Below are 23,922 nucleotides of genomic sequence, written 5' to 3'. Positions count from 1 at the left end.
AGTATCGCCGCGGGAAAAGCCAGCCACGCCCGCGGACTCATCAACCGGACGAACCCATGATTCAAAAAGTAATCGACTATCTGAATGCCGACCACGCCGGCATACGTTCCCGGCTCGACGCCCTGCTGCGTATTCCCAGCGTCAGTGCCGATCCGACGTTCGCGACTCATATGCGTGACGCCCGAAGCTTTCTTCTTTTGCGCTTACGGGAGATGGGACTCGCGAATGTGCGCGAACTGGACGGGGGCGGCGAGCCGGCCGTTTTCGGTGAATGGCTCGGCGCGCCCGGCAAGCCCACGGTGTTGATCTATGGTCATTACGACGTGCAACCCGCCGAACCTGGCGACATGTGGCGCACTCCGCCATTCGAACCCACGTACGAGAACGGCCGCATTTATGCGCGCGGTGCGTCGGACGTCAAGGGTTCGACCACGATCGCACTGGAAGTGATCGCCGCGTTTCTCGCGGTGTCCGGCGCGTGTCCGGTGAACGTGAAGGTTTTCCTGGAAGGTGAGGAGGAAACCGGAAGCCCGACATTAAACGCCATCATCGAACGTCATCGCGAATTGCTGCGTGTGGATGCGATATTGTCCGCGGACGGCGGTCGCGCCAGCGCGGTTTTTCCCACCATCAACACAGGGGCGCGCGGCAGCGGTCAACTGGAATTTCGCCTTCGCACAGCGGACAAGGATCTCCATTCGGGACGGTATGGCGGTTGCGTGCGCAACGCCTTGCATGAAATGGCGTCGCTCGTCGCGTCGTTGCACCGGCCCGATGGCACGGTTGCGGTGGCTGGCTTTTATGCCGGCGCTTGCGAGCCGGATGCACGTGAGAAAGCCGACACGGCAGCGTTTCCGTTCGACGCGAACGCTTTCTTCGATGAGGTTGGTGCGAACCATCATGGAGAGCCGGGTTACAGCGTGCGCGAGCAGATCACGCTTCGGCCCGCACTCGACATCAATGGCATGTGGGGCGGCTATACCGGGCTCGGCGGGAAGACGATCATTCCGCACACGGCGAGCGCAAAACTCACCGTGCGCATCGTCGAGGGGCAAACCTCGGAACAGGTATTGCGTGCGATCGTGCAGCATCTGCATGCAGCATGTCCCGAAGACGTCGAACTGGAGATAGTCAGCCAGTTTAACGGCGCGCCTGCTTCGACACTGGCGGAAAGTCATCCGCTTGTGCGGGCGGCGCGAGCCGTGTTGCACCGCGAATATGACCGCGAACCGGTGCATGTGCGCCTCGGCGCGAGCGTGCCGATCACGGCTGTATTCAAGGAGATGCTAGGCGTCGATACGCTGATGTTCGGCTACAACCTGCCCGACGAGGACGTGCACGCGCCGAATGAATTCTTCCGCCTGAGTTCGATCGAGGAGGGCACACGCGGATGGACCTTGCTGCTCGACGAACTGGGCCGCTTCCCGGTGGAAGCCTTCAACAAGCCATGACGCGACGCGTTCGTCACTCCGACCAGGGGATGTAAATGCCAAATCAAGCGACACATATACCGGCCTATGAACCGGCTGCTACATCGCGAACGAATCTGCTGGTTGCGACCACCATCGGCAACGCGCTGGAGTTTTTCGACTTTACGGTATTCGGCTTCTTTGCGATCGTGATCGGCAAGAACTTCTTCTCGCCGCTAAATGCGCAGGGTCAGTTGCTGCTATCCGCCATGACGTTCGGTGTCGGTTTTCTGATTCGCCCATTGGGCGGCGTGCTGATTGGCATCTATGCGGACCGCGCCGGACGGCGGTCCGCGATGACACTCACCTTGTCCCTGATGGCGCTGGGTGCGTGCATGGTCGGCCTCGCGCCGACCTATGCGGAAATCGGCATCGCGGCTCCGTGCATCATGATCGTGGCGCGGCTGATTCAGGGCTTCTCGGCGGGCGGCGAAGTCGGTCCCTCCCTTGTCGTGCTGCTGGAGTACTCGCCTTCCGGATCGCGTGCGTGGTACACGAGCTGGCAACTCGCGAGTCAGGGCATCGGCATCGCCCTCGGCGCGGCCTTTGCAACGGTGCTCTCATACGCTTTGCCGCACGATGCACTTTACGACTGGGGATGGCGGATTCCGTTTCTCTGCGGTGCCGCGATCTTGCCGGCCGGCGTGCTGATTCGCCGGCGTCTCAGTGAGCTCGAGCCCACTACGGAACCCGCTGGCCAACGCGCTCCGCATCGTCCCTTGAGCACCTTGCTAAGCGGCCATGGCAGAAACCTGCTTGGCGGCATTCTCCTGCTGATGGGCGGCACCATCACCGCATATATGGTGATTTTCTTTATCCCCACCTATGCCGTCCACGCGTTGAAGCTCGGTGAAACGGGATCGTATGCGTGCGCGCTCGCGAGCGGTGTTCTCCTCGCGGTGCTGTCGCCGTTAGCGGGAAAGATCGCGGATGCGGTGGGACGTACGCTTCCAATCGTCGTGGGCCGCGTGATCCTGATCGCGAGCCTTTACCCGGCCTATGCGTGGCTCAGCAGCGCACCGAGCCTGTCGCGCCTGTTCGTGGTGATCGTGGTGCTGATCATTCCGTACACGCTGCAGGGTTCGCCTTCGGTGACGCTGATCCCCGAGCTGTTTCCGAAGTCGATCCGCGTCACGGCGACCGGCACGGTTTACAGCGTCGCGGTTGCCGTGTTTGGCGGGCTGACTCAACCGGTGGCGCTCTGGCTGACCGACTTCACCGGCAACCGGTTTGCCCCGGCCATAGCGATCACGGCCGGCATCCTGCTGTCCACGCTCTCGCTTCTCATCATCCGGCCGTATGTCGAGAAACCCGTGAGCGGCTGAGCATCCGGTCCGGCGCCCCCGTGCCGTGACGGATGCCGGAATCGTGATCCTTCGATCAATCTGAGTTTGTTAGCGCTACACCGTCGTGTCCCCGTCGGGGACACGCGGATGAACACGTCCTTAAAAAATGGAGATCCAGTTGAACAAGAAAAGTCTGACTTTGGTTCTGGCCGCAGCGTTGCCGGCAATGGCCCACGCACAGGGATCGGTCACGCTCTATGGTGTGATCGACGAAGGCGTCAATTACCAGTCCAATGCAGGAGGAAAAGCGCTGTACAACCTGTCGAGCGGGGTTATTCAGGGCAGCCGTTGGGGCTTGAAGGGCAGGGAGGATCTAGGTGGAGGTCTTGCCGCCATCTTCGTGCTGGAGAACGGCTTCGACGTCAATACCGGCGCCTTGGGCCAAGGCGGCCGGATGTTCGGCAGACAGGCTTATGTCGGTCTGTCGTCGAACCGGTACGGCACGCTGATGCTGGGAAGACAGTACGATCCGCTGGTAACTTCGTTGGGCGAATTTGCTGTCGGCGACCAGTGGGGTGGGTATATCGCCGCTCACCCGGGCGACCTCGACAATTTCAACAATACGGTCCGCACCAATAACGCGATCAAGTACACCAGTACCAACCTTGGCGGGTTTTCGTTCAGCGGGATGTACGCGCCGGGTGGCGTGGCCGGGTCGGTGACCGCCAATCAGGTCTGGTCGGTCGGCGCCAATTACGTGAGTGGTCCGATCCGCCTCGGTGCCGCCTACCTGAATGCACGCACGCCAAACGCGGGATTTTTCAGCAACAGCAGTTCCACCACCATCACGCCGGCCACTGTTGCGCTGAGTTCTCCCGTGACAACCGGCTTCATCTCCGCGCATAGCTACAGTGTGGCGGCGGCAGCGGGTGCATATACCTTTGGCCGCGCAACGGTCGGTGTGACCTATTCGAACATTCGCTATGCCGGTCTCGGCGATCTTTCGAGCGGGGCGAACCCGCACGGGTACTCAGGCACGGCCGTGTTCAACAACGTCGAGGCGAATGCGAGCTATCAGCTGACTCCCGCGTTGCTGCTGGGCGCAGCCTACGACTATACGACCGGCGGCAGTGTTTCGACGTCGAACGGGGAAAAACCGGCCGCTACCTATCATCAGCTGTCGGCGGGGGCCGATTACTTCCTCTCGAAGCGCACCGACCTGTACGTAATCGCGGTTTACCAGAAGGCATCGGGTGTCGATTCGCGCGATGTCACCGCAGTCGCCGCGGTCAATCTGCTCACGCCGTCGAGCAACAATCATGCGGCGGCTGTGCGCGTGGGGATTCGGCACAAGTTCTGACCGGCGCGGGAACATCGAAATTTGTTGTCACCAACGATCCGTTCTCGAATCCATTCGCAAGTATTCCCCGTATATGCAGTCAAGGCCGCGCAATCACGCGTGGCACCCTTGGGGGAGTACGCAATGAAATACAGGACTATGTTCGTCGCTGCCGCATTGTCGGCAGCTGTTTCAGGTGCCTTTGCCGCCGGCGACACGGTCATGGTTGGCGGTCAGGCCATGTACCCGAACAAAGACATCGTGGATAACGCGGTCAACTCGGCCGACCACACCACGCTCGTCGCCGCGGTCAAAGCCGCCGGTCTCGTCGATACGTTAAAGAGCCCAGGCCCGTTCACCGTGTTTGCGCCGACGAACGAAGCATTCGCGGCGCTGCCGGCCGGCACGGTCGATATGCTCGTCAAGCCTGAAAACAAAGCGATGCTCACCAGCATCTTGACGTACCACGTTATCCCGGGCCGATACGATTTCCGTAAGCTCGACCAGACCATCAAGGCTGGTGGCGGAAAGGCGGAACTGAAAACAGTCAACGGCGAGACGCTGACGTTCACGGAAAACGGGCCGCGCAACATCGTAGTAATGGATGCCGGCGGCCACACTGCGGACATATCGACCTACGACGTGACCCAGAGCAACGGCGTCATCATGGTTGTCGATAAGGTCTTGATGCCGAAATAGCGGATTCCGCGCGCGCTGTTCTTCTTCAGTCCTGGTGACTGCAGTCGGTGCGTGTTTCCGCGGACTGCCAATGGGCGGAAGTTTTCTCTTGTGCTTGCGACCCTCGCCATGGTTTGGCGATGATCGCAAGCCGATCCGCTTTACCTGTCGCGCTCAGAATACACTGCGGATTCCGAAACGCCCCACCGCCTGTTTCTGATTCCCAGACGGGTTGAATCCTGCGATCTGGGCAACCTGCGCATCCCCTGCTGCTTTCTGGAATACACCCAGCACATACACGGACGTGCGCTTCGAGAGCGCGTATTCCGCAGTCAGGTTGAACTGGTTGTACTTGGGTTGCGCGCCAGTGGCATGGTCGCGACCCGTGGTGTAGGTATAACCGGCGCCGATGGTTATCGCCGGTGTGGGATTGAACAGCCCGGATAGCTCGTAGTTCTGGAATGTCGCATCATGTCCGGAACTGCCTTGCTGGAAAATCGTGTTGGTGAAATCCGCGAGCACACGCACCGATGTCAGCACCTGATACGCCACGCCCACGCCGAATACCTTCTGCGCTCTCGCGGCTGCGAGGAAGTCGCCATAAACCGCATTCGTGAAACCCGGATAGTTCTGATAACCCTGCGTCGACACACCCGGATCGTTGATGCGCAAATAGCCGACGCCCGCGCTGACCGGCCCCATCGCATAGGTCGCCCCGGCGCTGTAGGTGGTGTTGTCGGAGAACTTCCCGGCGATGCCGCCTGGCGCATAGAGCCCGCCGAACGTGAGGCCGCCGATTGTCGGGCTGCGGTACTTGATGGCGTTCGAGATGGGGAACCCGTTATCGGTGTTATCCATGTCGTTCGGATGCGCGAAGTAATAGCCGCCGATGTTGCCGTTCAGCGTATAAGGTTCGACGAAATCCACGATCGAATCCCACTGGCGTCCGAACGTCACTGTGCCTGCCTGCTGGCTTTGCAGCCCCACATAGGCATTGCGCGAAAACGCGAGACCGCTGCCAAGGCGCCCGGAGTTGAGGTCGAAGCCGCTTTCGAGCCGGAAAACCGTGGAAAGCCCGCCGCCCAGATCTTCGGTGCCGCGTACGCCCCAGCGGCTACCCGCCGTGACGCCCGAAGCAAGCTGCACCAGATGGCTGCCCTGTACGTTGCTGACCACGTCGACGCCGTCTTCCACGATGCCGTATAAGGTGACCGAGCTCTGCGCATGTACCGGCGACGCGGCGACCACGATCGGAATAATCGCTGCAAATTTTTTTATCATATAAACGCCTGATCTAGAAGGTTGGGGATGGATCGGTTTTTGGAAAAATGCACCTGATACGACAATGACCAACAAGCGGGCGCCCTGGCTGCGGAATTTCATCCACCCAATACTTTAAGCGTGGTCCGGTGTATCCGCTTATTGTTATTTCGGATAACTATATTTATAGAATTCAGATAGTTTGTTATTTGCGCCTTGAACGATCAGACGTGGTTCAACACCACTCTGGCGACCAACCCAAACGCAATCAACCCGGCAATCACCGCAAAACCCTGCTGCAGCCGGGGACCGCTCAAGCGCCTCGCGAATGCGCGTCCGGCCAGCATGGCGCACACCGCGCCCGCCGCGAACGGAGTGGCAATCGGCCAGTCCATATGTCCCTGCAGCGCTGACGACACCACGCCGGTCATGGAAACAAGCGCGATAACCCCGAGCGAGGACGCGACAATGGTCTGCATGGGCAGATCGGTCGATCGCTTCAGCGCGGGCACGATCACGAAGCCGCCGCCCACACCCAGCAATCCCGACAGGAAACCCGCTACCGCGCCCCACATGGCCAGCACGCGTGCACACGGCAGTGTCCAGACCAGGCGGCCGCATGCGGTATCGAGGCGGCAAGGCACGAATTGCGCCGACGAAGAAGCGCCATGCGATCCGCTTGCCCGCCGGTACATCTGAACCGCGACACAGGCGAGCACGCCGGCGAACAACACCGTCAGCGGCGTGTTCGGCATATGCCGCGCGGCCCACAAGCCCGCCGGGGTCATGAGCATCCCGGCGGCCGCTATCAAGCCCGCCGCGCGATATCTGACAATGCCCGCCCTAAGTCCAAGGAACGCGCCGAGCATGGCCGACGACGCCACCGCGAGCAGGCCGATGGGCGCCGCCTCGATCACGGAAAGCTGCAAGCCGAACATCAACAGTGGCACGGCGATGATTGCGCCGCCCGCTCCGGTCAGCGCAAGCGTGGCGCCGACACATGCGCCAAGCGCGGTGCTCGTCAACGTGACGAATGACAGTGCGCTCATGCTTGCGGCCGCGTCGAACCGGCGAGCCATTCCCGGCCCTTCAGCATGCCGTTCCAGTAGAGCCACGGAAGGACGCCAGTTTTCAGATGCCACGCCAAAGCACGTGGCACCGTGGGATCGAGCGGAAAGGTCGGCAGCAATTTCCCGCCGTAGCCGAACTCCGCCAGAACAACCTTACCCTTCTCGACCGTCAGCGGACACGCGCCGTATCCGTCATAACGTGCGGGCAGGGGATTGCCATCGATCGTGGCCAGCAGGTTTTCCGCGACGACCACGATCTGTTTGCGAACGGCCGCGGCTGTTTTGGCGTTGGGCGCCGCACAGGCGTCGCCGAGCGCGAAAACGTCCGGATAGCGCGGGTGTACAAGCGTGGCGTGATCGACTTCGCACCAGCCTGCTTTGTCCGCGAGCTCGCTCTTGCTGACCACGTCTGGCGGCAATTGAGGCGGGACGACGTGCAGCATGTCGAACGGCTTCTCGATACGAACGACACCGCCGGCCGCATCCTTCACGCTGAACGTCGCGACTTTGCGAGCGCCGTCCACGCTCACCAGGTTCGAGCCGAACGCCAGCGCCGCGTGATAGCGCTCCATGTACTTCGTCAACGACGGGACGAAGGCCGCGACGCCGAACAGCACATCCCCGGCAAGATTGAATTCGACGTCGATCTGGCCGAGCACGCGCGTCTTGAGCCAGTGGTCGCAAGACAGGTAAAGCGCCTTCTGTGGCGCACCCGCACATTTGATCGGCATGGCCGGTTGCGTGAAGATTGCCTTGCCGTTTTTCAGCTCACTGACAAGCTTCCAGGTGTACGGCGCGAGATCGAATCGATAGTTAGACGTCACACCGTTCTTGCCCAGCGTTTCTTCGAGACCTTCGATTTTTTCCCATGCGAGCCGCAAGCCGGGGCAGACGATCAGGCTGCGATAGCCGACGGTGCGCCCGTCCGCGAGCCGGACACAATGCTGCTGCGGTTCGATTGCGCTGGCGCTCGCCTGTATCCAGTGCGCCTGCCGAGGCATCACGGACGACATTGGCCGCACCGTGTCGTCGATGTCGAACGCGCCGCCTCCAACCAGTGTCCACGCCGGCTGATAGAAGTGGCGCTCCGCCGGTTCGACGATCGCGATGCGCAAGCCGGGCCGACGGCGCAGCAGGCTCGCTGTTACGCCAATGCCCGCGGCGCCGCCGCCGATCACCACGACGTCGAAGGTTTCCGTGTTGCCTGAAGATGCTGCATTCGTACTCATCGCGATACCTATGCTTCCAGATTAATTTGCTTTATCTGCCGGCCGCTTCAAAACGCATTGAGCGGAAGCTTCAGATAGCTCACACCGTTTTCTTCTGCCGCTGGAAAAACGCCCGCGCGGATGTTCAGTTGAATGGACGGGATGATCAACGCCGGCTGGCCGAGCGTTGCATCGCGCGCATTGCGCATGGCGACAAATTCGCCGCGCGTGACGCCATCGCGGACATGAATGTTCGCCGCTTTCTGCTCGGCCACCGTGGTTTCCCACTGCGCTTCACGGCCATTGGGCGGATAGTCGTGACAGGCGAACAGACGCGTCTGCAACGGCAAGCTCAACAGTTTGCCAATCGATTCGTACAGCGTGCAAGCATCGCCGCCTGGAAAATCGCAACGCGCCGTGCCGACGTCGGGCATAAACAACGTGTCGCCCATGAACGCCATGCCGTCGAACATATAAGCCACATCGGCCGGCGTGTGCCCGGGAACGTGCATCACACGGCCGGTCAACGCGCCGACCTGAAAGACTTCACCATCGGCAAACAGATGGTCGAAGGGCGCAGGCCCCGCGTGCGCGGACGGCTCGAGATTGAAAATCCGTTCGAACACGCTCTGCACGGAACCGATGTGTTCACCAATCGCAATCGCGCCGCCCACCTTTGCTCGCAAATACGCCGCTGCCGATATGTGATCGGCATGGGCATGCGTTTCCAGTAGCCACTGCACCCGCAGGTTCCGCTCGGTCACAAAGCGGATAACGCGATCCGCGGACCGGGTCGAAATCCGGCCGGACTGCGGTTCATAGTCGAGCACCGCGTCGATGATCGCGCAGGCGGAACCCGTGGCTTCGTACACCACGTAGGTCACGGTCGACGTCTGCGGATCGTGGAATGCTTCAACGCAGGGCTTCATGGTGGACTCCGGAATGGGCGGTCGAGCGTCTGTGCGCGCGTCAGCCGGGATACGCATGCAGCAACGCGGCAGCCGCACGGAAATCCGGCGTGAGCGGCCGGTCGCGATCGAGGAACGCGACCTTGCCGCGCAGCGCGGTGTACAGGTTCGCAGTGGCCGGGGAGAGCGTGAAGTCCGGTTGCTGTTGCTTGCGCAGATCGACGGCCTGGCCGGCGTGAATCAACTCGATACCGAGCAGCGTGTAGCTGTTGTCGATCTGTTGCTGCACGCGCTCAACCACGCGCGGCGCATTGGTCGCAATGTCCTCGATGTCGCCGGCAACCGGCAGGTAGTCCATCGAAACGGGCATCGCGAGTTCCTTGTTCGCTTCGGCCAGCGCCACCGGCGGCTTTTCCATCGCGCCGAACGCATGCACGGTCTGCTCGGTGCCGAGGAAGCGCGACAGGCCGCTGCGTTGCGGGTCGTTCAGCTTCATGATGCGCTGGGCCGACGCCAATGAGTTGTGCCCAAGCACGAGCCCAAGCTCTTCGAACGACAACACCCACGGCAACGGCTCGAAATTGGCACTGGGCAGCACGGCGCCGGTCACACCGTTCGCATCCACGTAACCACGACGATCCTGCCAGCGCGCGGAGTGCGCCTTGACGCCCACGGCGACACCAGGATTGTCGTCGGACGAGTTGAGCTGGATGTTCAGCAAGGCCTGCGCGCCTGCGTATGCGCGCGCTTCTTCACCTAACAGATAGACACCGTCCCGGTAACTCAACGGATCTTGCAGCGCACGCTTGTCGTCACGATTCCAGATGCTGCTGCCGGCCAGCAGCGTGCGCAGCTCCTCGCCGGTGCGCACGGTATAAGGGAACGGGCGCAATGCAAGCGTGTCCTGCAGGAACGGCGATACATTGCCGTTGAATGCTTGCAGGCTCAATGCGTAGACCAGTTTGGAGATTTTCAGCAGGTGGCCCATGTCGTTGAGTGCGAGCGCGGCCATGCCGGCGGAATAGGCGTTCGAACTCAGAATCGCGAGCGCGTCCTTGCCGTAGGGTTTGATCGGCTTGATGCCGGCCGCGTTGAGCGCTTCCGCCGCGGGGATCTTGCGGCCCTGATAGTAGACGTCGCCCTCACCGAGCATGGCCAGACCCACGTGGCTCAGAATGGTGATATCGGCCTCGCCCAGCGAGCCGCCCGACGGCATGGCCGGCGTCACGCCGCGATTCAGGAACTGCACATAGGTGTCGACGATACTGGTCTGCACGCCGGCGCCACCGTCGAGCATCGCGTTCAGGCGGGCGGCCATTGCCGCGCGCGCCGTGCGTACGTCCATGTCCGGACCGACGCTGCCCGAATGCGCGTGAATCAGGCCGACGTTGAAGCGCCCCGACGCGTCGATGATCTCCTGCGTCAGCTTGCCCTTCGCATCGACCATCGAGCGGTCTTTGTTCTCCCCGACACCGGTGGTCAATCCGTAGATCTGTTGGCCGGCCTGCGCGGCCTCGAGCAGTACGGCGTGCGCGGCTTCAACGCGCTTCATCGCAACCGGCGCGATACTGACGGCTTCCCCATCGGCAATGCTGGCAATGATCTCCGGCGTGGCCGAACGGCCGTCGAGCACGACGTCCGCAAACGAAAACGGTGCATGCATCAGGGTGGCGACGATAATCGCGCACCGGATTGGTCTCAGCATGATTCGATATCCTTATTTATTTGAAATTTAATCTGGCGAGGCAAACAGGCAATGGAAATCAACGCGACGGCGCTGGCGGCCATGACGTACCAGGCGGGTGCAAACGCATTCCCCGTGCGCTCGGTGAGCCACGTCAGGATGGCCGGGGCGAAGCCGCCGAAAATGGTGACCGCTGCGTTATAGGAAAGCGACATGCCGGTGGAACGCACACGGGTGGGAAACAGCTCGGACAGCGCTGAGGGCGCGACCCCGGTGAACAGCGCGACCATCACGCAGAACGCCACCTGAACCACGATCAGCGCGCCCAGGGTGTGGGTTGCCTGCAGCCACGCAAGCAGCGGGTAGACGCCGGCCAGCATCAGCGTGGCGCCCCACGTCAACACGGTGCGGCGGCCGAAGCGGTCGGACCATGCGCCGGCATAGACGCATGCGACCGCCATGAAACAGTTGCCGATCAAGGCCGCGAGGAAGGCTTGCTGCCCTGGAAAATGCAGGGTTCGCTGCACGTAGATGGGCATGAAGATAATGAGCACATACACGCAGACCGCCCACAGGATCGAGAAGCCGAAGCCGGTCGCCAGTGCTTTCGGATAGTCGCGAACGACTTGCAGCAGCGGCGTTTTCGCGGCCTGGTGCGTGCGATGCCGGCGATCCATTTCGGCTTCGAACTGGGGCGTTTCGTGAAGCGTTTTCCGCAGCCACAAGCCAACCGGCGCGATGGCGAGGCCAAGAATGAACGGCACGCGCCAACCCCATTCACCAACCTGCTCGCGGGTCAGCAGCAGCGTGACGGCCGTCGCAACCAGGGCCCCGAGAATGTTCGAGATCGCCATGCTCGCCTGCAGCCAGGAAGCGTACTTGCCCTTCTTGTCCGGCGGCGCGTGCTCGATCAGAAACGCTGCGGCGCCGCCGACTTCGCCGCCGGCTGAGAAGCCTTGCAGCATGCGTCCGCAGACGATCAGCAACGGCGCGCCGAAGCCAATCGCGGTATAGGGCGGGGCGAACGCGATGATCGCGGTACCCAGCGCCATGACCAGAATGGTGACGCTCAGCGCGGCTTTGCGGCCCGCTCGGTCGCCATAGACGCCCAGCACGAGCGCGCCCAGTGGCCGCACCACGAAGCCGAGGCCGAAAGCGAGGAACGCTTCCAGCAGTTCGGCGCCGGCGTCGCCATGGCTAAAGAAATTCTGCGCGATATACACCGCGAAGAATGCGTAGACCGAAAAGTCGTACCACTCCAGCGCATTGCCGATGGAGGCCGCCAGTACCGCACGGCGCCCCGTTTTCAGCGTACTGGGCGTCGGCGGGACCTCGGCGGCGGCGCTGGTTGCCGCGACGTGACTCGTATTGGACATGGAATCAGATCCGGATGTGGGGCAGGGACTTGCGTTCGGCTTCATCGAGCGCTTCGGGGTAGCCGGCGTCGGCGTAACGCATGACACCCATCGACGTATCGTTGGTCATCGAGAGTTGCAGCCGTTCGTCGGCCTCGCGGGTGCCGTCCGCCACCACCGTCACGCCCGCGCTCGTCATGTAGCCGCTGTAGCCGCCGCCGCCGGAGTGGATCGCGACGAGATCCGCCATTGACGAGCAGTTGACCATGGCGTTGAGCAGTGGCCAGTCCGCGATCGCGTCGGACCCGTCGCGCATGTTCTCGGTCATGATGTTCGGATGCGCCATGGCGCCCGCGTCCAGATGGTCGCGCGTGAACGCAACCGGAGCGCTGAGCACCCCTTCGCGCACCATGCGGTTGACCGCGAGCGCCAGTTCCGTTCGTTCGCCATGACCGAGCCATGCGATGCGCGCCGGTAACCCTTCGAACGGCACGTATTGGCGCGCCAGCCTGATCCAGTTGACGACGATCGCGTTGTCCGCGAAATGATCGAGCAGGTAGTCGTCGATCTTGCGGATATCGTCGGCATCGTTCGACAACGCGATCCAGCGGAACGGGCCGATCGCGCGGCAGAACAGCGGGCGCAAAAACGCTTCGGTAAAGATCGGAATCTCGAACGCGCGCTCGACGCCACCTTCCTTCGCATGCGTGCGAATCAGATTGCCGTTGTCGAAAACGATCGCACCGCGGTCCTTGAAACCGAGCATCGCGCTTACGTGGCGGACGATCGAGGCACGACTCGCGTTCATCAGCGCGGGGATGTCGGTGGCGCGCAGCGCACGGACCTGTTCAAGGGTATGTCCGATCGGCACGTAACCGTAGACGAGATCGTGCGCCGCGGTCTGGTCGGTCACGATGTCCGGTATCACGCCCCGTGCGAGGATCTCGGGATAGATCTCCGCTGCATTGCCGAGCAAGCCGACCGACAACGGCTCGCGCTTCGCTTGCGCATCGCGGATCATGGCGAGCGCCTCGTCAAGATCGCGGGCCTGCTTCTCGAGAAAGCCGATCTTCATCCGCTTGTCGATGCGTTCCTGATCGACCTCGACCGTCAGGATCGCCGCGCCCGCCATGCGGCCGGCGAGCGGTTGCGCGCCGCCCATGCCGCCCATGCCCGCGGTCAGGATGAAGCGTCCGCGCAGATCGTTGTCGAAGTGCCGCTCCGCGATCCGCGAGAAGATTTCATACGTGCCCTGGATCACGCCCTGCGAGCCGATGTATTGCCAGTCGCCCGCCGTGAGGCCGCCCCAGCAGATCAGGTTTTTCTGTTCGAGGTCGTAGAAGTTCTCCGCCTTGGCCCACTGGCCGATCAGGTTGCAATTGGCCATGATCACGAGCGGGGCGCGGGCATGCGTGCGCAACAGGCCGATGGGTTTGCCGGACTGCACGACCAGTGTCTGGTCTTCGGTCATCGTCTTGAGCGCATGGACGATTGCATCGTGCGAAGGCCAATCGCGCGCGGCGCGTCCGAGCGCGGCGTAGACGATCAGTTGAGCCGGGTCTTCACCCACGGCCAGCACGTTTTCCAGTAAGCGCAGCAGGGCCTCCTGCCGCCAGCCTTTGCATCGCAGCGTGATTCCGGAAGTCACGTTGAATTCGCGTTTCATGGTCGGTGTTCCTTTAGTCGGCGAGTGCGTAGGCGGACAGACCGATGCCGAGCGCTTTCTCGACCGGCGGATAGACCGCGGGATCGCGCACTGAGGACGACAGCGGCAAATGCGTCTTGTGGACGTGCAGCACCAGAATCTCCATGCCTTCCTTGAGATTGCCGGCACTGACGGGAAGCCCCTGCGAATCGAGCGTGGTGATCACGTCCGGATAGCTGGCGATGCGCGCGCCGTGCGCGTCGTCCACGGCCATGTGTTCGTTCATCACGTGAATCAGGCAGCGCTGTGCGCCGGTACCGATTTCCACCACGCCGACATCGAACGCTTCGTCGGTGTACTTCAGCGTGTTGCGCACGACCTTGCCGCTGCCGATGATCGTGCCTTGCGTCGCCTTGCAGATCGCGTCGACGACCGCGCCGGGTCCTTTCGATTCCGCGGCGATGATCGCTTCGCCGAGCGCCAGCGCGCGGCTGATGCCCCCTAGCGCGGCATGCTTGCGCACGTAGCTGGCGCGTACCGGATTGCGGCAACTGGCGATGAATCCGCCCGACATGTCGGAGGCCTTGCGCAGCACCGGCGACACTTTGGCGGTCGCGCCGCGCACTACGAGCTCCATATACGCGTTGTTCGCGCGGTTGCCGCCGGCAGCGGCCTGGATCATCGGCTGAGGGCTGGAGGCGAGACCGAGTGAACCCATGTCGCCGGTGGGATGAGCGCGAATATCGCCGACCGCGTCCACGACCTTGGTGCCGAGCAGCGCGGAGGGCAGCCAGCCGTTGAGCGTGCTCGACATTCCGTTCTGACCGATGATCAAGCCCGCGATCGGCGCGCCCAGCGCGTCCTGCACGAGTTGCACGGCCTTCACGTAATCCGCGCCGAGCATCTCCCATTCGGTGAGGCCGCCGGGCGCGCCGATTGCCGCGGCGGTGGCGATCCATGCGTCGTCGGGCAACTCGTCCATCGACACCAGTTCGGGGCGTCCGATCGTCACCGCGAGCGTGCCCAGTTCGCGGCCATGCGCGGCCCAGCCACCGCCGCCGCAGGCGAACACCGAGCCCCCTTTCACGGCGGCCTCCACGTCCTTCAAGTTCAGGATGCGTCCCATGTCTTTCCCCTTTGTTCGTTAAGAAATGCGCGAGCTTGCACACGCTTGCCGCCGGTTTGCCGTTCTCACGAAGCGCGAGCCGGAACCGTGCGGTCATACGGCCGGCGGCTTGCTTGTGGGCAAGCCGGCGAGCGGTGCGGCGATCGAATGGGGATGAGTCTAGGGAACCAATTTTTTAACGCGTTATTGCTTTTTTATGGCGGGAACATAACGCGATGTTATGGGGCGGGTATACGCGAATAGGCCAGTCGCACCGGAAATCAGAGCTCGGTGCGCAGCGTTTCGAGCGTGGCGATGAACGCTTGCGCCGTGCGCGACAGCGGCTCCAGCACGGCGTGAATCACGCTGACCGGTGCCGCGATCACCGGCTCGATCGGCCGCACGACCATGTTCGACCATGCCGGACCGCCGATCGTCAGTTCGTCGATCAGCGCGATGCCGACGCCGGCCTGGACCAGCGCGCAGGCAACGTGAGCCTGCTGGACTTCGGTTTTGATGCGCAGCGTGCAGTCGGCGTCGACGAACATCTTGCGCACCAGTTGCCCGAATGGAATGTCGCTGCCGTAGCCGATGAACGGCTGATCGACGAGGTCGCGCACATGCAGCGTGTCGTGCTGCGCGAGCGGATGACCGACGGGCAGCGCTGCGACGATGCGGTTCTCGTGAATGGGCCGGATCTGCACGTTGGGATGGGTCTCCTGCATGAACGCAATGCCCACGTCGACCTGCTGCGTCAGAACCGCCTGCAGCAGGATGTTGGGCAAGAGCGTGTGCAGGATGATGCGGACATCGGGAAAGCGCTCGTAGAACAAGGCGATGGCGCGCGGAATCAGCGACTGCCCGAGGTTCGGGCTGCACGCAATGCGCAGATGGCCCATGCGGTTTTCGATCAGATCGTCGGCTACCTCGTTGACGCGCTGCACGCCCTGATAGACCACGTTCACTTCGGTAAAGAGCCGCCGTGCTTCGGGCGTGGGATAGAGCCGCCCCTTGATGCGCTCGAACAGCGACAGCCCGAGCCTTTGTTCCGTATAGGAAATCAGCCTTGAAACAGCGGGTTGCGAGACGTGCAGGAGCTTGGCTGCGCCGCTGATGGACCCCGTCAGCATGATTGCGCGAAAGACTTCGATTTGCCTGAGATTGAGTCGCAAACGATTAACCTGATGTTATGTGGGGCGGATAAATAAGCATAAGACATTTTGGGATGCCGCTGTCTAAACTTGCCCGGAATTCAGGTGATACCGAGCGCTATAGGCGCGGGAGACGGAGGCAAGATGAGCGATTTCGATCTGGTGGTGCGCGGCAATATCGTCGACGCGGAGCGCGTCGTGAAGGATGGCTGGCTGGCGGTGCGCGACGGCCGCGTGGCGCTGCGAGGCGACGGGCCGCCGCCGGCCGCGAAAGATTTCATCGATGCACGCGGGCAATGGGTGATGCCTGGCGTGATCGACGGACAGGTTCATTCGGGCAGCCAGGCGAATCAGGAGGGCCTCGGCCACGCGTCGCGCGCGGCGGCGGCGGGCGGTGTGACCGTGATGGTGGATATGCCTTACGACGATCCCGAACCAGTGGCCTCGCGCGCGCAACTGGACGCGAAGATTGCCGAGGTCGAGCGCGACTGCCATGTGGACGTCGCGTTGTTTGGCACGCTCAACGACCGGCATGGACTGGAGGCGGCCGCCGGGCTGATCGACGGCGGCGTCTGCGCGTTCAAGTTCTCGACGTTCGAGGCGACCCCTGGCCGTTTCCCTCGCGTGGAAGAGGACGACCTGTACGAGGCGTTCCGGCTGATCGCGCCCTCCGGACTCGTGTGCGGCGTGCACAACCAGATGCAGGACCTGACGCGCAAGAACGTGAGCCGCATGATCGACGCGGGCGATACCGGCTGGGACGCCTTTCTGCGCGCGCATACGCCGTTGATCGAGAATCTCGCGACCGCGTTGATCTATGAGATCGGCGCCGAGACCGGCGCGCGCGCTCACGCGGTGCACGTCTCGACGTCGCGCGGTTTCGAGCTGTGCGCCATGTATCGCAAGGCGGGTCATCAGGCCAGCATCGAAACGTGCGTGCAGTATCTGATGCTCAATCACGAAGAGCACACGAAGCGATTCGGCGCGAAGACCAAGCACTATCCGCCGATCCGGCCGAAGGCGGAGACCGAACTGCTGTGGAGTCACATCGCAAACGACGCGTGTACCTTCGTCTCCTCCGACCACGTGAGCTGGGGACTCGAGCGCAAGGGCAATCCGAACGTGTTCAGGAATTCATCGGGCGGCCCGGGGCTGGAAACGCTGTTGCCGGCGTTCTGGACCGGCTGCGAAAACCACGGCATTGCACCGACCATGGTTGCAAAACAACTCGCGCGCAACCCCGCGCGCCACTTCCTGCTGCATGATCGCAAAGGCACCTTCGACACCGGCGCCGAGGCCGACTTCGTGATTCTCACGCCTGAGCGTTATGCTTTTGACCCGTCGCACAGCTTGTCTGCCGTGCAATGGAGTTCGTTCGAAGGCATGGAGTTCACCGTGCGCGTCGCGGCGACTTACTGCCGTGGAAAACAGGTCTTCGACGGCGTTCGCGTCGTCAATCAGAACGGCGATGGACGTTTCCTGCGCCCTGCATCCTTTAACCGTGCCGGCATGATGCCGGCCGCTTCGTGAAGCGACCCGCCGCCATGTCCAAGCTTCCTTTTCCGCCGATCAACGCCGAGCGTCTGAATGCCCGTGTCGAGCGTCTCAGTCAGTTCACGCGTGCCGACGTCCCCTGGACACGCCGGGCATTTTCACCGCTGTTCGAAGAGGCGCGTGCGTGGTTGCGCGGTGAATTCCTCGGCGCCGGCCTGAGTGTTTCGCAGGACGCCGGCGGCAATCTGATCGGCCGGCGCGAAGGGTCGGGGCGTGCGAGCAAGCCGCTCATCACGGGTTCGCATTGCGATACGGTGGTCGGCGGCGGCCGCTTCGACGGAATCATCGGCGTGCTGGCGGGCATCGAGGTGGCGCACACATTGAACGAACAGGGCATCACGCTCGACCACCCGTTCGAAGTGATCGATTTTCTCTCTGAAGAACCGAGCGACTATGGGATCTCGTGTGTGGGAAGCCGGGCATTTTCGGGTGTGCTCGACGCGGGCATGCTGGTTTCGAAGAATGCGGATGGAGAATCGTTGAGACAGGCGCTGCAGCGTATTGGCGGCAATCCCGATGCGTTGACGCAAGCGCTGCGCGCGCCGGAGAGCACGGCGGCCTTTGTCGAGTTGCATATCGAGCAGGGGCCGGTGCTGGAAAGCCGGCAGTTGCCGATTGGCGTCGTCACGAACATCGTCGGGATTCGGCGCGTGCTGATTACCGTCACGGGCCAGCCCGACCACGCGGGCACCACGCCGATGGATATTCGCCGCGACGCATTGGTCGGCGCCGCGCGTCTGATTGATGGCGCGTACCGGCTTGCTTCGAAGTGGAGCGGCCATCCGCACTACGTGGTGGCGACGATCGGCCGGATTGCGATGACGCCGAACGTGCCGAACGCGGTGCCGGGGCATGTCGAACTGATGCTCGAAGTGCGCAGTGACAGCGATGCAGTCCTCGATTGTTTTCCCGAAGACCTGATGGCTGGCGCCACGGCCGCGCTCGCTGAATTGCGTGTGTCCGCCAGCGCGGTGCATGTCAGCCGCTCCAAACCGACCGACTGCCAGCCGCTTGTGATGAATGCCGTCGAACGGGCGGCAGAGGTGTTGGGATACGCCACCATGCGTCTGCCGAGCGGCGCGGGGCACGACGCCGTGTATGTCGCGCCGACCGGCCCCATCGGGATGATCTTCATCCCATGTCTGAATGGGCGCAGTCATTGTCCGGAGGAATGGATCGAGCCGCAGCAGTTGCTCGATGGCACACGGGTTCTCTATCAGACGATCCGTGAGCTGGATGCCAGCTTGTAACGCTTCGACGAATGGGTCGCCCTGTTGCAGGAATAGCGCTGCCCCGGGGGCAATGCTCCCGGGGAGGGCGACTCGACTTGCTACGCCGCTTCAAACCGCGCGGCGGCCTTCGATCGGATACCCCGGATCCGTATACCCCGGCGTCGACGCGTGCCCCGGCGGCACCAGACTGTCGACAAACTTCTCGTCGTCGGGTCCCAGTTCCACACTCAGCGCCTGAACGTAACTGTCCCAATGCGCCTCAGTGCGAGGGCCGGCGATAGTCGAACTGACGAGTTTGTTCCTGAGCACCCACGCTAGGGCGAAAGCAATCGAATTCGTGCCGCGTGCCGCAGCATGAGCCGCGACCTTCTGCGCGATCGCCAGCGACTCGGGGCGCCATTCGGTCTGCTGGATGCGTTTGTCGCCGCGTCCGGCGCGCGAATCGGCTGGCGGCGCGCCATCCAGCGCATATTTGCCGGTCAGTACACCACGAGCGAGTGGGCTATAAGGCACGACGCCGATGCCATAGTGTGCGGCTGCGGGGAGTTGCTCGACCTCGGCGGTGCGATCCACCATGTTGTAGAGCGGCTCGCTTGCAACCGGCCGATCAATGCCGAGCTGGTCGGCAAGTCGCACGATTTCAGCGATGCGCCAGCCGCGGAAATTCGACAAGCCGAAGTAACGGACCTTGCCTTGACGAATCAGGTCGCCGATAGCGCGTACGCCTTCTTCGAGCGGCGCATCGAGTAGCGCGCGATGGAAGTAGAGAATGTCGATGTAGTCGGTACCCAGGCGTTTGAGGCTTGCATCCACCGACTGAATGATCCACTTGCGCGACTGCCCCTGTTCGTTCGGACCTTGAGTGGCCGGATAGCCGAACTTCGTGGCGATCACCCAACTGTCGCGCCGCTCGGCAACCGCGCGCCCCACGATCTCCTCAGAACGGCCGGCGTGGTAGACGTCCGCCGTATCGATGAAATTGACGCCCTGATCGAACGCCTTGTCGATGATGCGTTTCGAGGTGGTTTCGTCCGTTTCGCCACCGAACATCATCGCGCCCAGACACAGGGGCGACACTTTGAGGGCGCTACGGCCCAGATATCGATAGTCCATTGCTTTTCTCCATGCAGGCTTTTCCTGTGATGTGCATGATAGACATTCATTGTCTAGAGATTAAGACCATGAAACCGCATGCTGTTATGAAGGTGATTCATTAATTTGCGTGGACGCCCGCATGCGTCGGCCGCCATGCGAAGTGCGCCGATCGCACTGATCGCGACAAGCGGACATCAGGCTCGATGAATGACTAATGAACCTGATTCATAAGTGTTTGCAGGATTCAGCGTCTAGTCACGCGCGCGCGGGATGGTTAGATTGGTAACGAACTCGCAGACATCGCGTGTCACGCGCACGACTCGCCCGAAGCGCCTTTCGCCTATGGAACGGAACCGCAAGATGAAATCTTTTGCCGTAGTGGCGACAGTGCTCTCTTTGGGGCTTGGCGCGTGTGCGCAAATGGAAAGGACAACCGATATGACGAAAGCAGATTCTCCTCCGCCGACATTCGCGCCTGATGATATGCGCACCGTCTCACCGGCGCTCGAGCATTACACGAATGGCGTACTGCTCGGCGATCTCTGGAAGCGTCCGCAACTGCCTGCCCGGGATCGCAGCATCGTTACGTTAGCGGTGCTGATTGCGCGCAATCAAACCACTGAGATGCCGTACTACCTGAACCTGGCGCTCGACAGCGGGGTGAAGCCGGAGGAGCTTGCCGAAATCATCGCGCATCTGGCGTTCTATTCTGGATGGGGCAATGCGGCGTCGGCCGTTGTAGCCGCAAGACCTGTGTTCGATAAGCGCGGGATCACGCTATCCGGTCTTCCCGCGGTTGCTGGCGAACAACTTCCAATCGACGAGGCCGCGGAGGCTCAACGGGCAGTTGCCGTAGAAAATAACTTCGGCGCAGTGGCGCCAGGTGTCGTGCACTATACGACGCAAGCGCTCTTTCATGATCTCTGGCTGCGCCCGGGTCTGGCGCCCCGGGACCGAAGCCTGGTGACGGTCAGTGCGCTCGTCGCCACGGGACAATTCGCGCAACTGACTTATCACCTGAACCGCGCCATGGACAACGGCCTCACGAAGGCGCAAGCCTCCGAAGTGATGACTCAGTTGGCCTTCTATGCGGGTTGGCCCAACGTATTTTCCGCGTTGCCGGTTGTAAAGGATGTGTTGGAGAAGCGGCCCGGTTAGTTCAGCCGCTATCGGCATGGCGAATTTAATCAATGCGCTCGCGTGTGACTAGTGGTTAAATTCCGCCAACGCCTATGAGATCGGTTCATCAATGCCACGCGAAAATTTCAGCGACCTGCTCGCCTTTATCGCTGTTGCGCGCGAACGCAGCTTTACCCGCGCGGCCGCCCAGCTAGGTGTGTCCCAATCCGCTTTGAGCCATACCATCCGGGCGCTCGAAAGCCGGCTTGGCGTGCGGCTGCTGACGCGAACCACGCGCAGCGTGTCTCCCACCGAGGCCGGCGAACGTATCCTGCAGACGGTAGCACCTCGTTTCGTGGAAATCGAAGCTGAACTGATGGCGGTAACCGAGCTTCGCGGCAAACCTGCCGGGACGATTCGCATCACGGCGACAGACTACGCCACCAACACGATTCTCTGGCCAAGGTTGTCCAAGGTGCTTCGAAAATATCCGGAGATCAAGGTCGAGATCATCACGGACTACGGGCTCACCGATATCGTTGCGGACCGCTACGATATCGGCATTCGTCAAGGCGATCAGGTCGCGAAGAACATGATCGCGGTTCGCATTGCCGCGGAGATGAAGATGTCGATTGTCGGCTCGCCTGCCTATCTGGAGAACAGGCCGCTACCAAAGACGCCGCAGGATCTGATGCAGCACAATTGCATCAATCTGCGCCTGCCGACACTCGGCGGATTTTACGCATGGGAGCTGAAAAAGGGGAGTCGTGAAGTTCAGGTCCGCGTGGAGGGGCAGCTCTCGTTCAACGGCACCTATCACATGCTCGACGCCGCATTGGCAGGCTATGGTCTTGCCTACTTGCCGTCGGATCTGGCACAGCCTCACGTCACGGCGGGACGTCTTGTTCGCGTGCTCGACGATTGGTGTCCAACGTTCCCGGGTTTGCACGCTTACTACGCGAGCCGTTCAGAGTCCTCACGAGCCTTGGCTCTGGTTATCGATTCGCTGCGTTATCGGCCGAAAACGGGCTGAGGTCAGCGAGGCTTCCCCGGGATTCATGACTGTGGCTCATCAGGGTTTGCGGTTTTGTGGGCTTAATAGAAGGAACGACTATCCCTATTATCTGGCTTACTAAACGATTGAAGCGAGCCAGATATGAACATCACTTTCGAAGGTCAGGTTGCGCTTGTGACGGGGGCGGGATCAGGCATGGGGCTGGCCACCGCCAGGGCATTCGCTGAGGCGGGTGCTGCGGTAGTGCTCGCGGACTATAACGAAGCGGCAGTTCGTTCCGCTGCGGAGCAACTCGTATCCGGCGGGCACAAGGCCATTGCAGTGCGCTGCGATGTGGCCGAGGAGAAACAGGTCAAAGAGATGGTTGATCTGACGGTGTCCACCTTCGGCCGCCTGGATGCCGCGTACAACAATGCAGGCATCAATAGTCCGGTCGCGGAAACAGCCGATGCCAGCGGCGAAGAATACGATCGTGTGATGGCCGTCAATCTGCGCGGCGTCTGGAACTGCATGAAATACGAATTGCAGCAGATGCGCAAGCAGGGCAGCGGTGCAATCGTCAATTGCTCGTCGTTGGGTGGACTGGTGGGTATCGCCGGCCGTGGCGTGTATCACGCATCCAAACATGGTGTTCTCGGACTGACGAAGAGTGCCGGCCTTGAATACGCTGCACGAGGTATTCGTGTCAATGCTGTTTGTCCCGGCATCGTCGCGACACCGATGGTTACCGGCATGATCGAGCGTGAGCCTGAAGCGATGGATGCGTTGATGAAAGAGCAGCCCATTGGACGGCTCGGTCATCCTGAAGAGATTGCCTCGGCCGTGATCTGGCTGTGCAGTCCTGGCGCCAGCTTCGTGATCGGTCACGCGCTTGCCGTTGATGGTGGCTACACGGTACGGTAGGGGAGGTAGCCTGGTTAATCGAATGCCTGAAAATCTAAGCGGCGAGTCACGGCTGTTTCCGATCATTGGGGACCCGATCGTATTCGTCAAATCACCGCAACGCTTGACCGCCGGCTTCGCGGCAAGAGGGCATAACGGTATCTGCATACCGATGCAGGTGGCGAGCGGCGATCTGGAAGTCGTCATGCGGGGTCTCACGAGCACGCCGAATGTCGATGGCCTGCTTGTTACCATGCCGCACAAGTTTGCGGCCTTTACTTGCTGCGCGACCAGCTCCGGAACGGCGAGACTGCTTGGCGCGGTGAGTGTGATGCGTCGCAATCCCGACGGATCATGGCATGGTGGAATGCTCGACGGCTTTGCCTTTGTGAAAGCTCAAGTTGACGCGGGAGCCAGGCCCGAGGGAGCGCGAGCGCTGCTGGTCGGAGCCGGCGCGGCGGGCAGCGCAATCGCCATCGCGCTGCTCAAGGCAGGGGTGCGCGAACTGATCATTCACGATGCCAATGAATCTCGCGCTGCCCGGTTGATGGCAGTGGTGGCGGATCTGGGGCGCGGCCGAGTGAGCACCGGTCCGGCAGACCCGACAGGCTGCGATATGGTCTGCAATGCGACGCCAATGGGTATGACCGATGGTGACCCGTTTCCCGTCGCCGTCAATCTGTTTGAATCGTCCATGTTTGTGGGCGACGTTATCGCCGGGCATGGAGTGACACCATTCCTGCGGGCGGCTCAGGCCGCCGGCTGCAAGACGGCGAACGGCGTGCAGATGGTGGAGGCCGTACAGGACATGATGCTGGACTTCATGCTTGGGACTGTCTGCGACCCATAGAAACACCGTACAGCGAA

20 protein-coding genes are annotated in these 23,922 nt (G+C 61.9%); 10 read left to right on the top strand and 10 right to left on the bottom strand.

The features are described from left to right. The first annotated feature begins 56 nt into the window (after nt 1–56). The 4 genes from BCY88_RS02675 (at nt 57) to BCY88_RS02660 (ending at nt 4,793) form a co-directional block, all read left to right on the top strand. The gene (locus BCY88_RS02675; protein WP_120342699.1) at nt 57–1,451 is read left to right on the top strand and encodes a M20/M25/M40 family metallo-hydrolase; all 1,395 of its coding nucleotides are present in this window, start codon (nt 57–59) and stop codon (nt 1,449–1,451) included. A gap of 35 nt (nt 1,452–1,486) precedes the next feature. Continuing rightward, a complete protein-coding gene (locus BCY88_RS02670) occupies nt 1,487–2,794 on the top strand; it encodes an MFS transporter (protein ID WP_120342698.1) in 1,308 nt (435 codons plus the stop codon). A 139-nt stretch (nt 2,795–2,933) separates the two neighbouring features. Further along, the gene (locus BCY88_RS02665) at nt 2,934–4,115 is read left to right on the top strand and encodes a porin (RefSeq protein WP_404935664.1); all 1,182 of its coding nucleotides are present in this window, start codon (nt 2,934–2,936) and stop codon (nt 4,113–4,115) included. Between the two features lie 138 nt (nt 4,116–4,253). Continuing rightward, nucleotides 4,254–4,793 (top strand): fasciclin domain-containing protein, encoded by a 540-nt coding sequence (locus BCY88_RS02660; protein ID WP_259461206.1) that lies wholly within the window; start codon nt 4,254–4,256, stop codon nt 4,791–4,793. A 153-nt stretch (nt 4,794–4,946) separates the two neighbouring features. Here BCY88_RS02660 and BCY88_RS02655 read toward each other — a convergent pair whose 3' ends face one another. From BCY88_RS02655 to BCY88_RS02615, 9 genes are all read right to left on the bottom strand, one after another. Beyond that, nucleotides 4,947–6,053, bottom strand: coding sequence for a porin (locus tag BCY88_RS02655; RefSeq protein WP_120342695.1), 1,107 nt, complete (start codon nt 6,051–6,053; stop codon nt 4,947–4,949). Nucleotides 6,054–6,256: 203 nt separating this feature from the next. Continuing rightward, nucleotides 6,257–7,081 (bottom strand): sulfite exporter TauE/SafE family protein, encoded by an 825-nt coding sequence (locus BCY88_RS02650; RefSeq protein ID WP_120342792.1) that lies wholly within the window; start codon nt 7,079–7,081, stop codon nt 6,257–6,259. Then, entirely contained in the window at nt 7,078–8,331 is a 1,254-nt protein-coding gene (locus tag BCY88_RS02645) for an NAD(P)/FAD-dependent oxidoreductase (RefSeq protein ID WP_120342694.1), read from the bottom strand. Before BCY88_RS02645 ends, BCY88_RS02650 begins: the two co-directional genes overlap by 4 nt. A 47-nt stretch (nt 8,332–8,378) precedes the next feature. Then, entirely contained in the window at nt 8,379–9,239 is an 861-nt protein-coding gene (locus tag BCY88_RS02640; protein WP_120342693.1) for an MBL fold metallo-hydrolase, read from the bottom strand. A 40-nt stretch (nt 9,240–9,279) separates the two neighbouring features. Then, nucleotides 9,280–10,923, bottom strand: coding sequence for an HAL/PAL/TAL family ammonia-lyase (locus BCY88_RS02635; protein WP_259461205.1), 1,644 nt, complete (start codon nt 10,921–10,923; stop codon nt 9,280–9,282). Next, nucleotides 10,917–12,278, bottom strand: coding sequence for an MFS transporter (locus BCY88_RS02630; RefSeq protein ID WP_120342692.1), 1,362 nt, complete (start codon nt 12,276–12,278; stop codon nt 10,917–10,919). The genes BCY88_RS02635 and BCY88_RS02630 overlap by 7 nt, the downstream gene beginning before the upstream one ends. Before the next feature lie 4 nt (nt 12,279–12,282). Next, complete coding sequence (locus BCY88_RS02625; protein ID WP_120342691.1) at nt 12,283–13,923, bottom strand: urocanate hydratase; 1,641 nt, start codon at nt 13,921–13,923, stop codon at nt 12,283–12,285. A gap of 13 nt (nt 13,924–13,936) precedes the next feature. After that, nucleotides 13,937–15,028, bottom strand: a complete 1,092-nt coding sequence (locus tag BCY88_RS02620; protein ID WP_120342690.1) for a DUF917 domain-containing protein — start codon at nt 15,026–15,028, stop codon at nt 13,937–13,939. Between the two features lie 260 nt (nt 15,029–15,288). Beyond that, nucleotides 15,289–16,179, bottom strand: a complete 891-nt coding sequence (locus BCY88_RS02615) for a LysR family transcriptional regulator (RefSeq protein ID WP_120342689.1) — start codon at nt 16,177–16,179, stop codon at nt 15,289–15,291. A gap of 123 nt (nt 16,180–16,302) precedes the next feature. Between BCY88_RS02615 and BCY88_RS02610 the strand changes: the two genes are divergently transcribed. After that, on the top strand, nt 16,303–17,688 hold the full coding sequence (locus tag BCY88_RS02610; RefSeq protein ID WP_120342688.1) for a dihydroorotase: 1,386 nt from the start codon (nt 16,303–16,305) through the stop codon (nt 17,686–17,688). 14 nt (nt 17,689–17,702) lie between these two features. Then, nucleotides 17,703–18,962: a Zn-dependent hydrolase gene (locus tag BCY88_RS02605; RefSeq protein WP_120342687.1), complete on the top strand. Its 1,260-nt coding sequence runs from the start codon at nt 17,703–17,705 to the stop codon at nt 18,960–18,962. A gap of 90 nt (nt 18,963–19,052) precedes the next feature. On the opposite strand, the gene BCY88_RS02600 is transcribed toward BCY88_RS02605, so the two are convergent. Next, nucleotides 19,053–20,057, bottom strand: a complete 1,005-nt coding sequence (locus BCY88_RS02600; RefSeq protein ID WP_120342686.1) for an aldo/keto reductase — start codon at nt 20,055–20,057, stop codon at nt 19,053–19,055. Nucleotides 20,058–20,399: 342 nt separating this feature from the next. Here BCY88_RS02600 and BCY88_RS02595 point away from each other — a divergent pair, with 342 nt between their 5' ends. The 4 genes from BCY88_RS02595 (at nt 20,400) to BCY88_RS02580 (ending at nt 23,905) form a co-directional block, all read left to right on the top strand. Continuing rightward, entirely contained in the window at nt 20,400–21,197 is a 798-nt protein-coding gene (locus BCY88_RS02595; protein ID WP_120342790.1) for a carboxymuconolactone decarboxylase family protein, read from the top strand. 91 nt (nt 21,198–21,288) lie between these two features. After that, on the top strand, nt 21,289–22,191 hold the full coding sequence (locus tag BCY88_RS02590; RefSeq protein ID WP_120342685.1) for a LysR family transcriptional regulator: 903 nt from the start codon (nt 21,289–21,291) through the stop codon (nt 22,189–22,191). 123 nt (nt 22,192–22,314) lie between these two features. Then, nucleotides 22,315–23,076: a glucose 1-dehydrogenase gene (locus BCY88_RS02585; protein WP_120342684.1), complete on the top strand. Its 762-nt coding sequence runs from the start codon at nt 22,315–22,317 to the stop codon at nt 23,074–23,076. Beyond that, nucleotides 23,054–23,905 carry a shikimate dehydrogenase family protein gene (locus BCY88_RS02580; protein ID WP_259461215.1) on the top strand — a complete coding sequence of 284 codons (852 nt, stop codon included), beginning with the start codon at nt 23,054–23,056 and terminating at the stop codon, nt 23,903–23,905. Before BCY88_RS02585 ends, BCY88_RS02580 begins: the two co-directional genes overlap by 23 nt. Nucleotides 23,906–23,922: the final 17 nt, after the last annotated feature.

Origin of the sequence: Paraburkholderia fungorum, assembly GCF_003610895.1 — a bacterium.
In the GTDB taxonomy this organism is placed as follows: Bacteria; Pseudomonadota; Gammaproteobacteria; order Burkholderiales; family Burkholderiaceae; genus Paraburkholderia; species Paraburkholderia fungorum_B.
The sequence above is the reverse complement of the archived record's forward strand: the minus strand, read 5'-3'. Positions and strand labels throughout refer to the sequence as shown.

Excerpts from the sequence above, each read along its gene's own strand:
- BCY88_RS02675 (WP_120342699.1), top strand. The coding sequence starts at position 57 with ATGATTCAAAAAGTAATCGACTATCTGAATGCCGACCACGCCGGCATA.
- BCY88_RS02670 (WP_120342698.1), top strand. The coding sequence starts at position 1,487 with ATGCCAAATCAAGCGACACATATACCGGCCTATGAACCGGCTGCTACA.
- BCY88_RS02660 (WP_259461206.1), top strand. The coding sequence starts at position 4,254 with ATGTTCGTCGCTGCCGCATTGTCGGCAGCTGTTTCAGGTGCCTTTGCC.
- BCY88_RS02655 (WP_120342695.1), bottom strand. The coding sequence starts at position 6,053 with ATGATAAAAAAATTTGCAGCGATTATTCCGATCGTGGTCGCCGCGTCG.
- BCY88_RS02650 (WP_120342792.1), bottom strand. The coding sequence starts at position 7,081 with ATGAGCGCACTGTCATTCGTCACGTTGACGAGCACCGCGCTTGGCGCA.
- BCY88_RS02645 (WP_120342694.1), bottom strand. The coding sequence starts at position 8,331 with ATGAGTACGAATGCAGCATCTTCAGGCAACACGGAAACCTTCGACGTC.
- BCY88_RS02640 (WP_120342693.1), bottom strand. The coding sequence starts at position 9,239 with ATGAAGCCCTGCGTTGAAGCATTCCACGATCCGCAGACGTCGACCGTG.
- BCY88_RS02635 (WP_259461205.1), bottom strand. The coding sequence starts at position 10,923 with ATGCTGAGACCAATCCGGTGCGCGATTATCGTCGCCACCCTGATGCAT.
- BCY88_RS02630 (WP_120342692.1), bottom strand. The coding sequence starts at position 12,278 with ATGTCCAATACGAGTCACGTCGCGGCAACCAGCGCCGCCGCCGAGGTC.
- BCY88_RS02625 (WP_120342691.1), bottom strand. The coding sequence starts at position 13,923 with ATGAAACGCGAATTCAACGTGACTTCCGGAATCACGCTGCGATGCAAA.
- BCY88_RS02620 (WP_120342690.1), bottom strand. The coding sequence starts at position 15,028 with ATGGGACGCATCCTGAACTTGAAGGACGTGGAGGCCGCCGTGAAAGGG.
- BCY88_RS02610 (WP_120342688.1), top strand. The coding sequence starts at position 16,303 with ATGAGCGATTTCGATCTGGTGGTGCGCGGCAATATCGTCGACGCGGAG.
- BCY88_RS02605 (WP_120342687.1), top strand. The coding sequence starts at position 17,703 with ATGTCCAAGCTTCCTTTTCCGCCGATCAACGCCGAGCGTCTGAATGCC.
- BCY88_RS02600 (WP_120342686.1), bottom strand. The coding sequence starts at position 20,057 with ATGGACTATCGATATCTGGGCCGTAGCGCCCTCAAAGTGTCGCCCCTG.
- BCY88_RS02595 (WP_120342790.1), top strand. The coding sequence starts at position 20,400 with ATGAAATCTTTTGCCGTAGTGGCGACAGTGCTCTCTTTGGGGCTTGGC.
- BCY88_RS02590 (WP_120342685.1), top strand. The coding sequence starts at position 21,289 with ATGCCACGCGAAAATTTCAGCGACCTGCTCGCCTTTATCGCTGTTGCG.
- BCY88_RS02585 (WP_120342684.1), top strand. The coding sequence starts at position 22,315 with ATGAACATCACTTTCGAAGGTCAGGTTGCGCTTGTGACGGGGGCGGGA.
- BCY88_RS02580 (WP_259461215.1), top strand. The coding sequence starts at position 23,054 with ATGGTGGCTACACGGTACGGTAGGGGAGGTAGCCTGGTTAATCGAATG.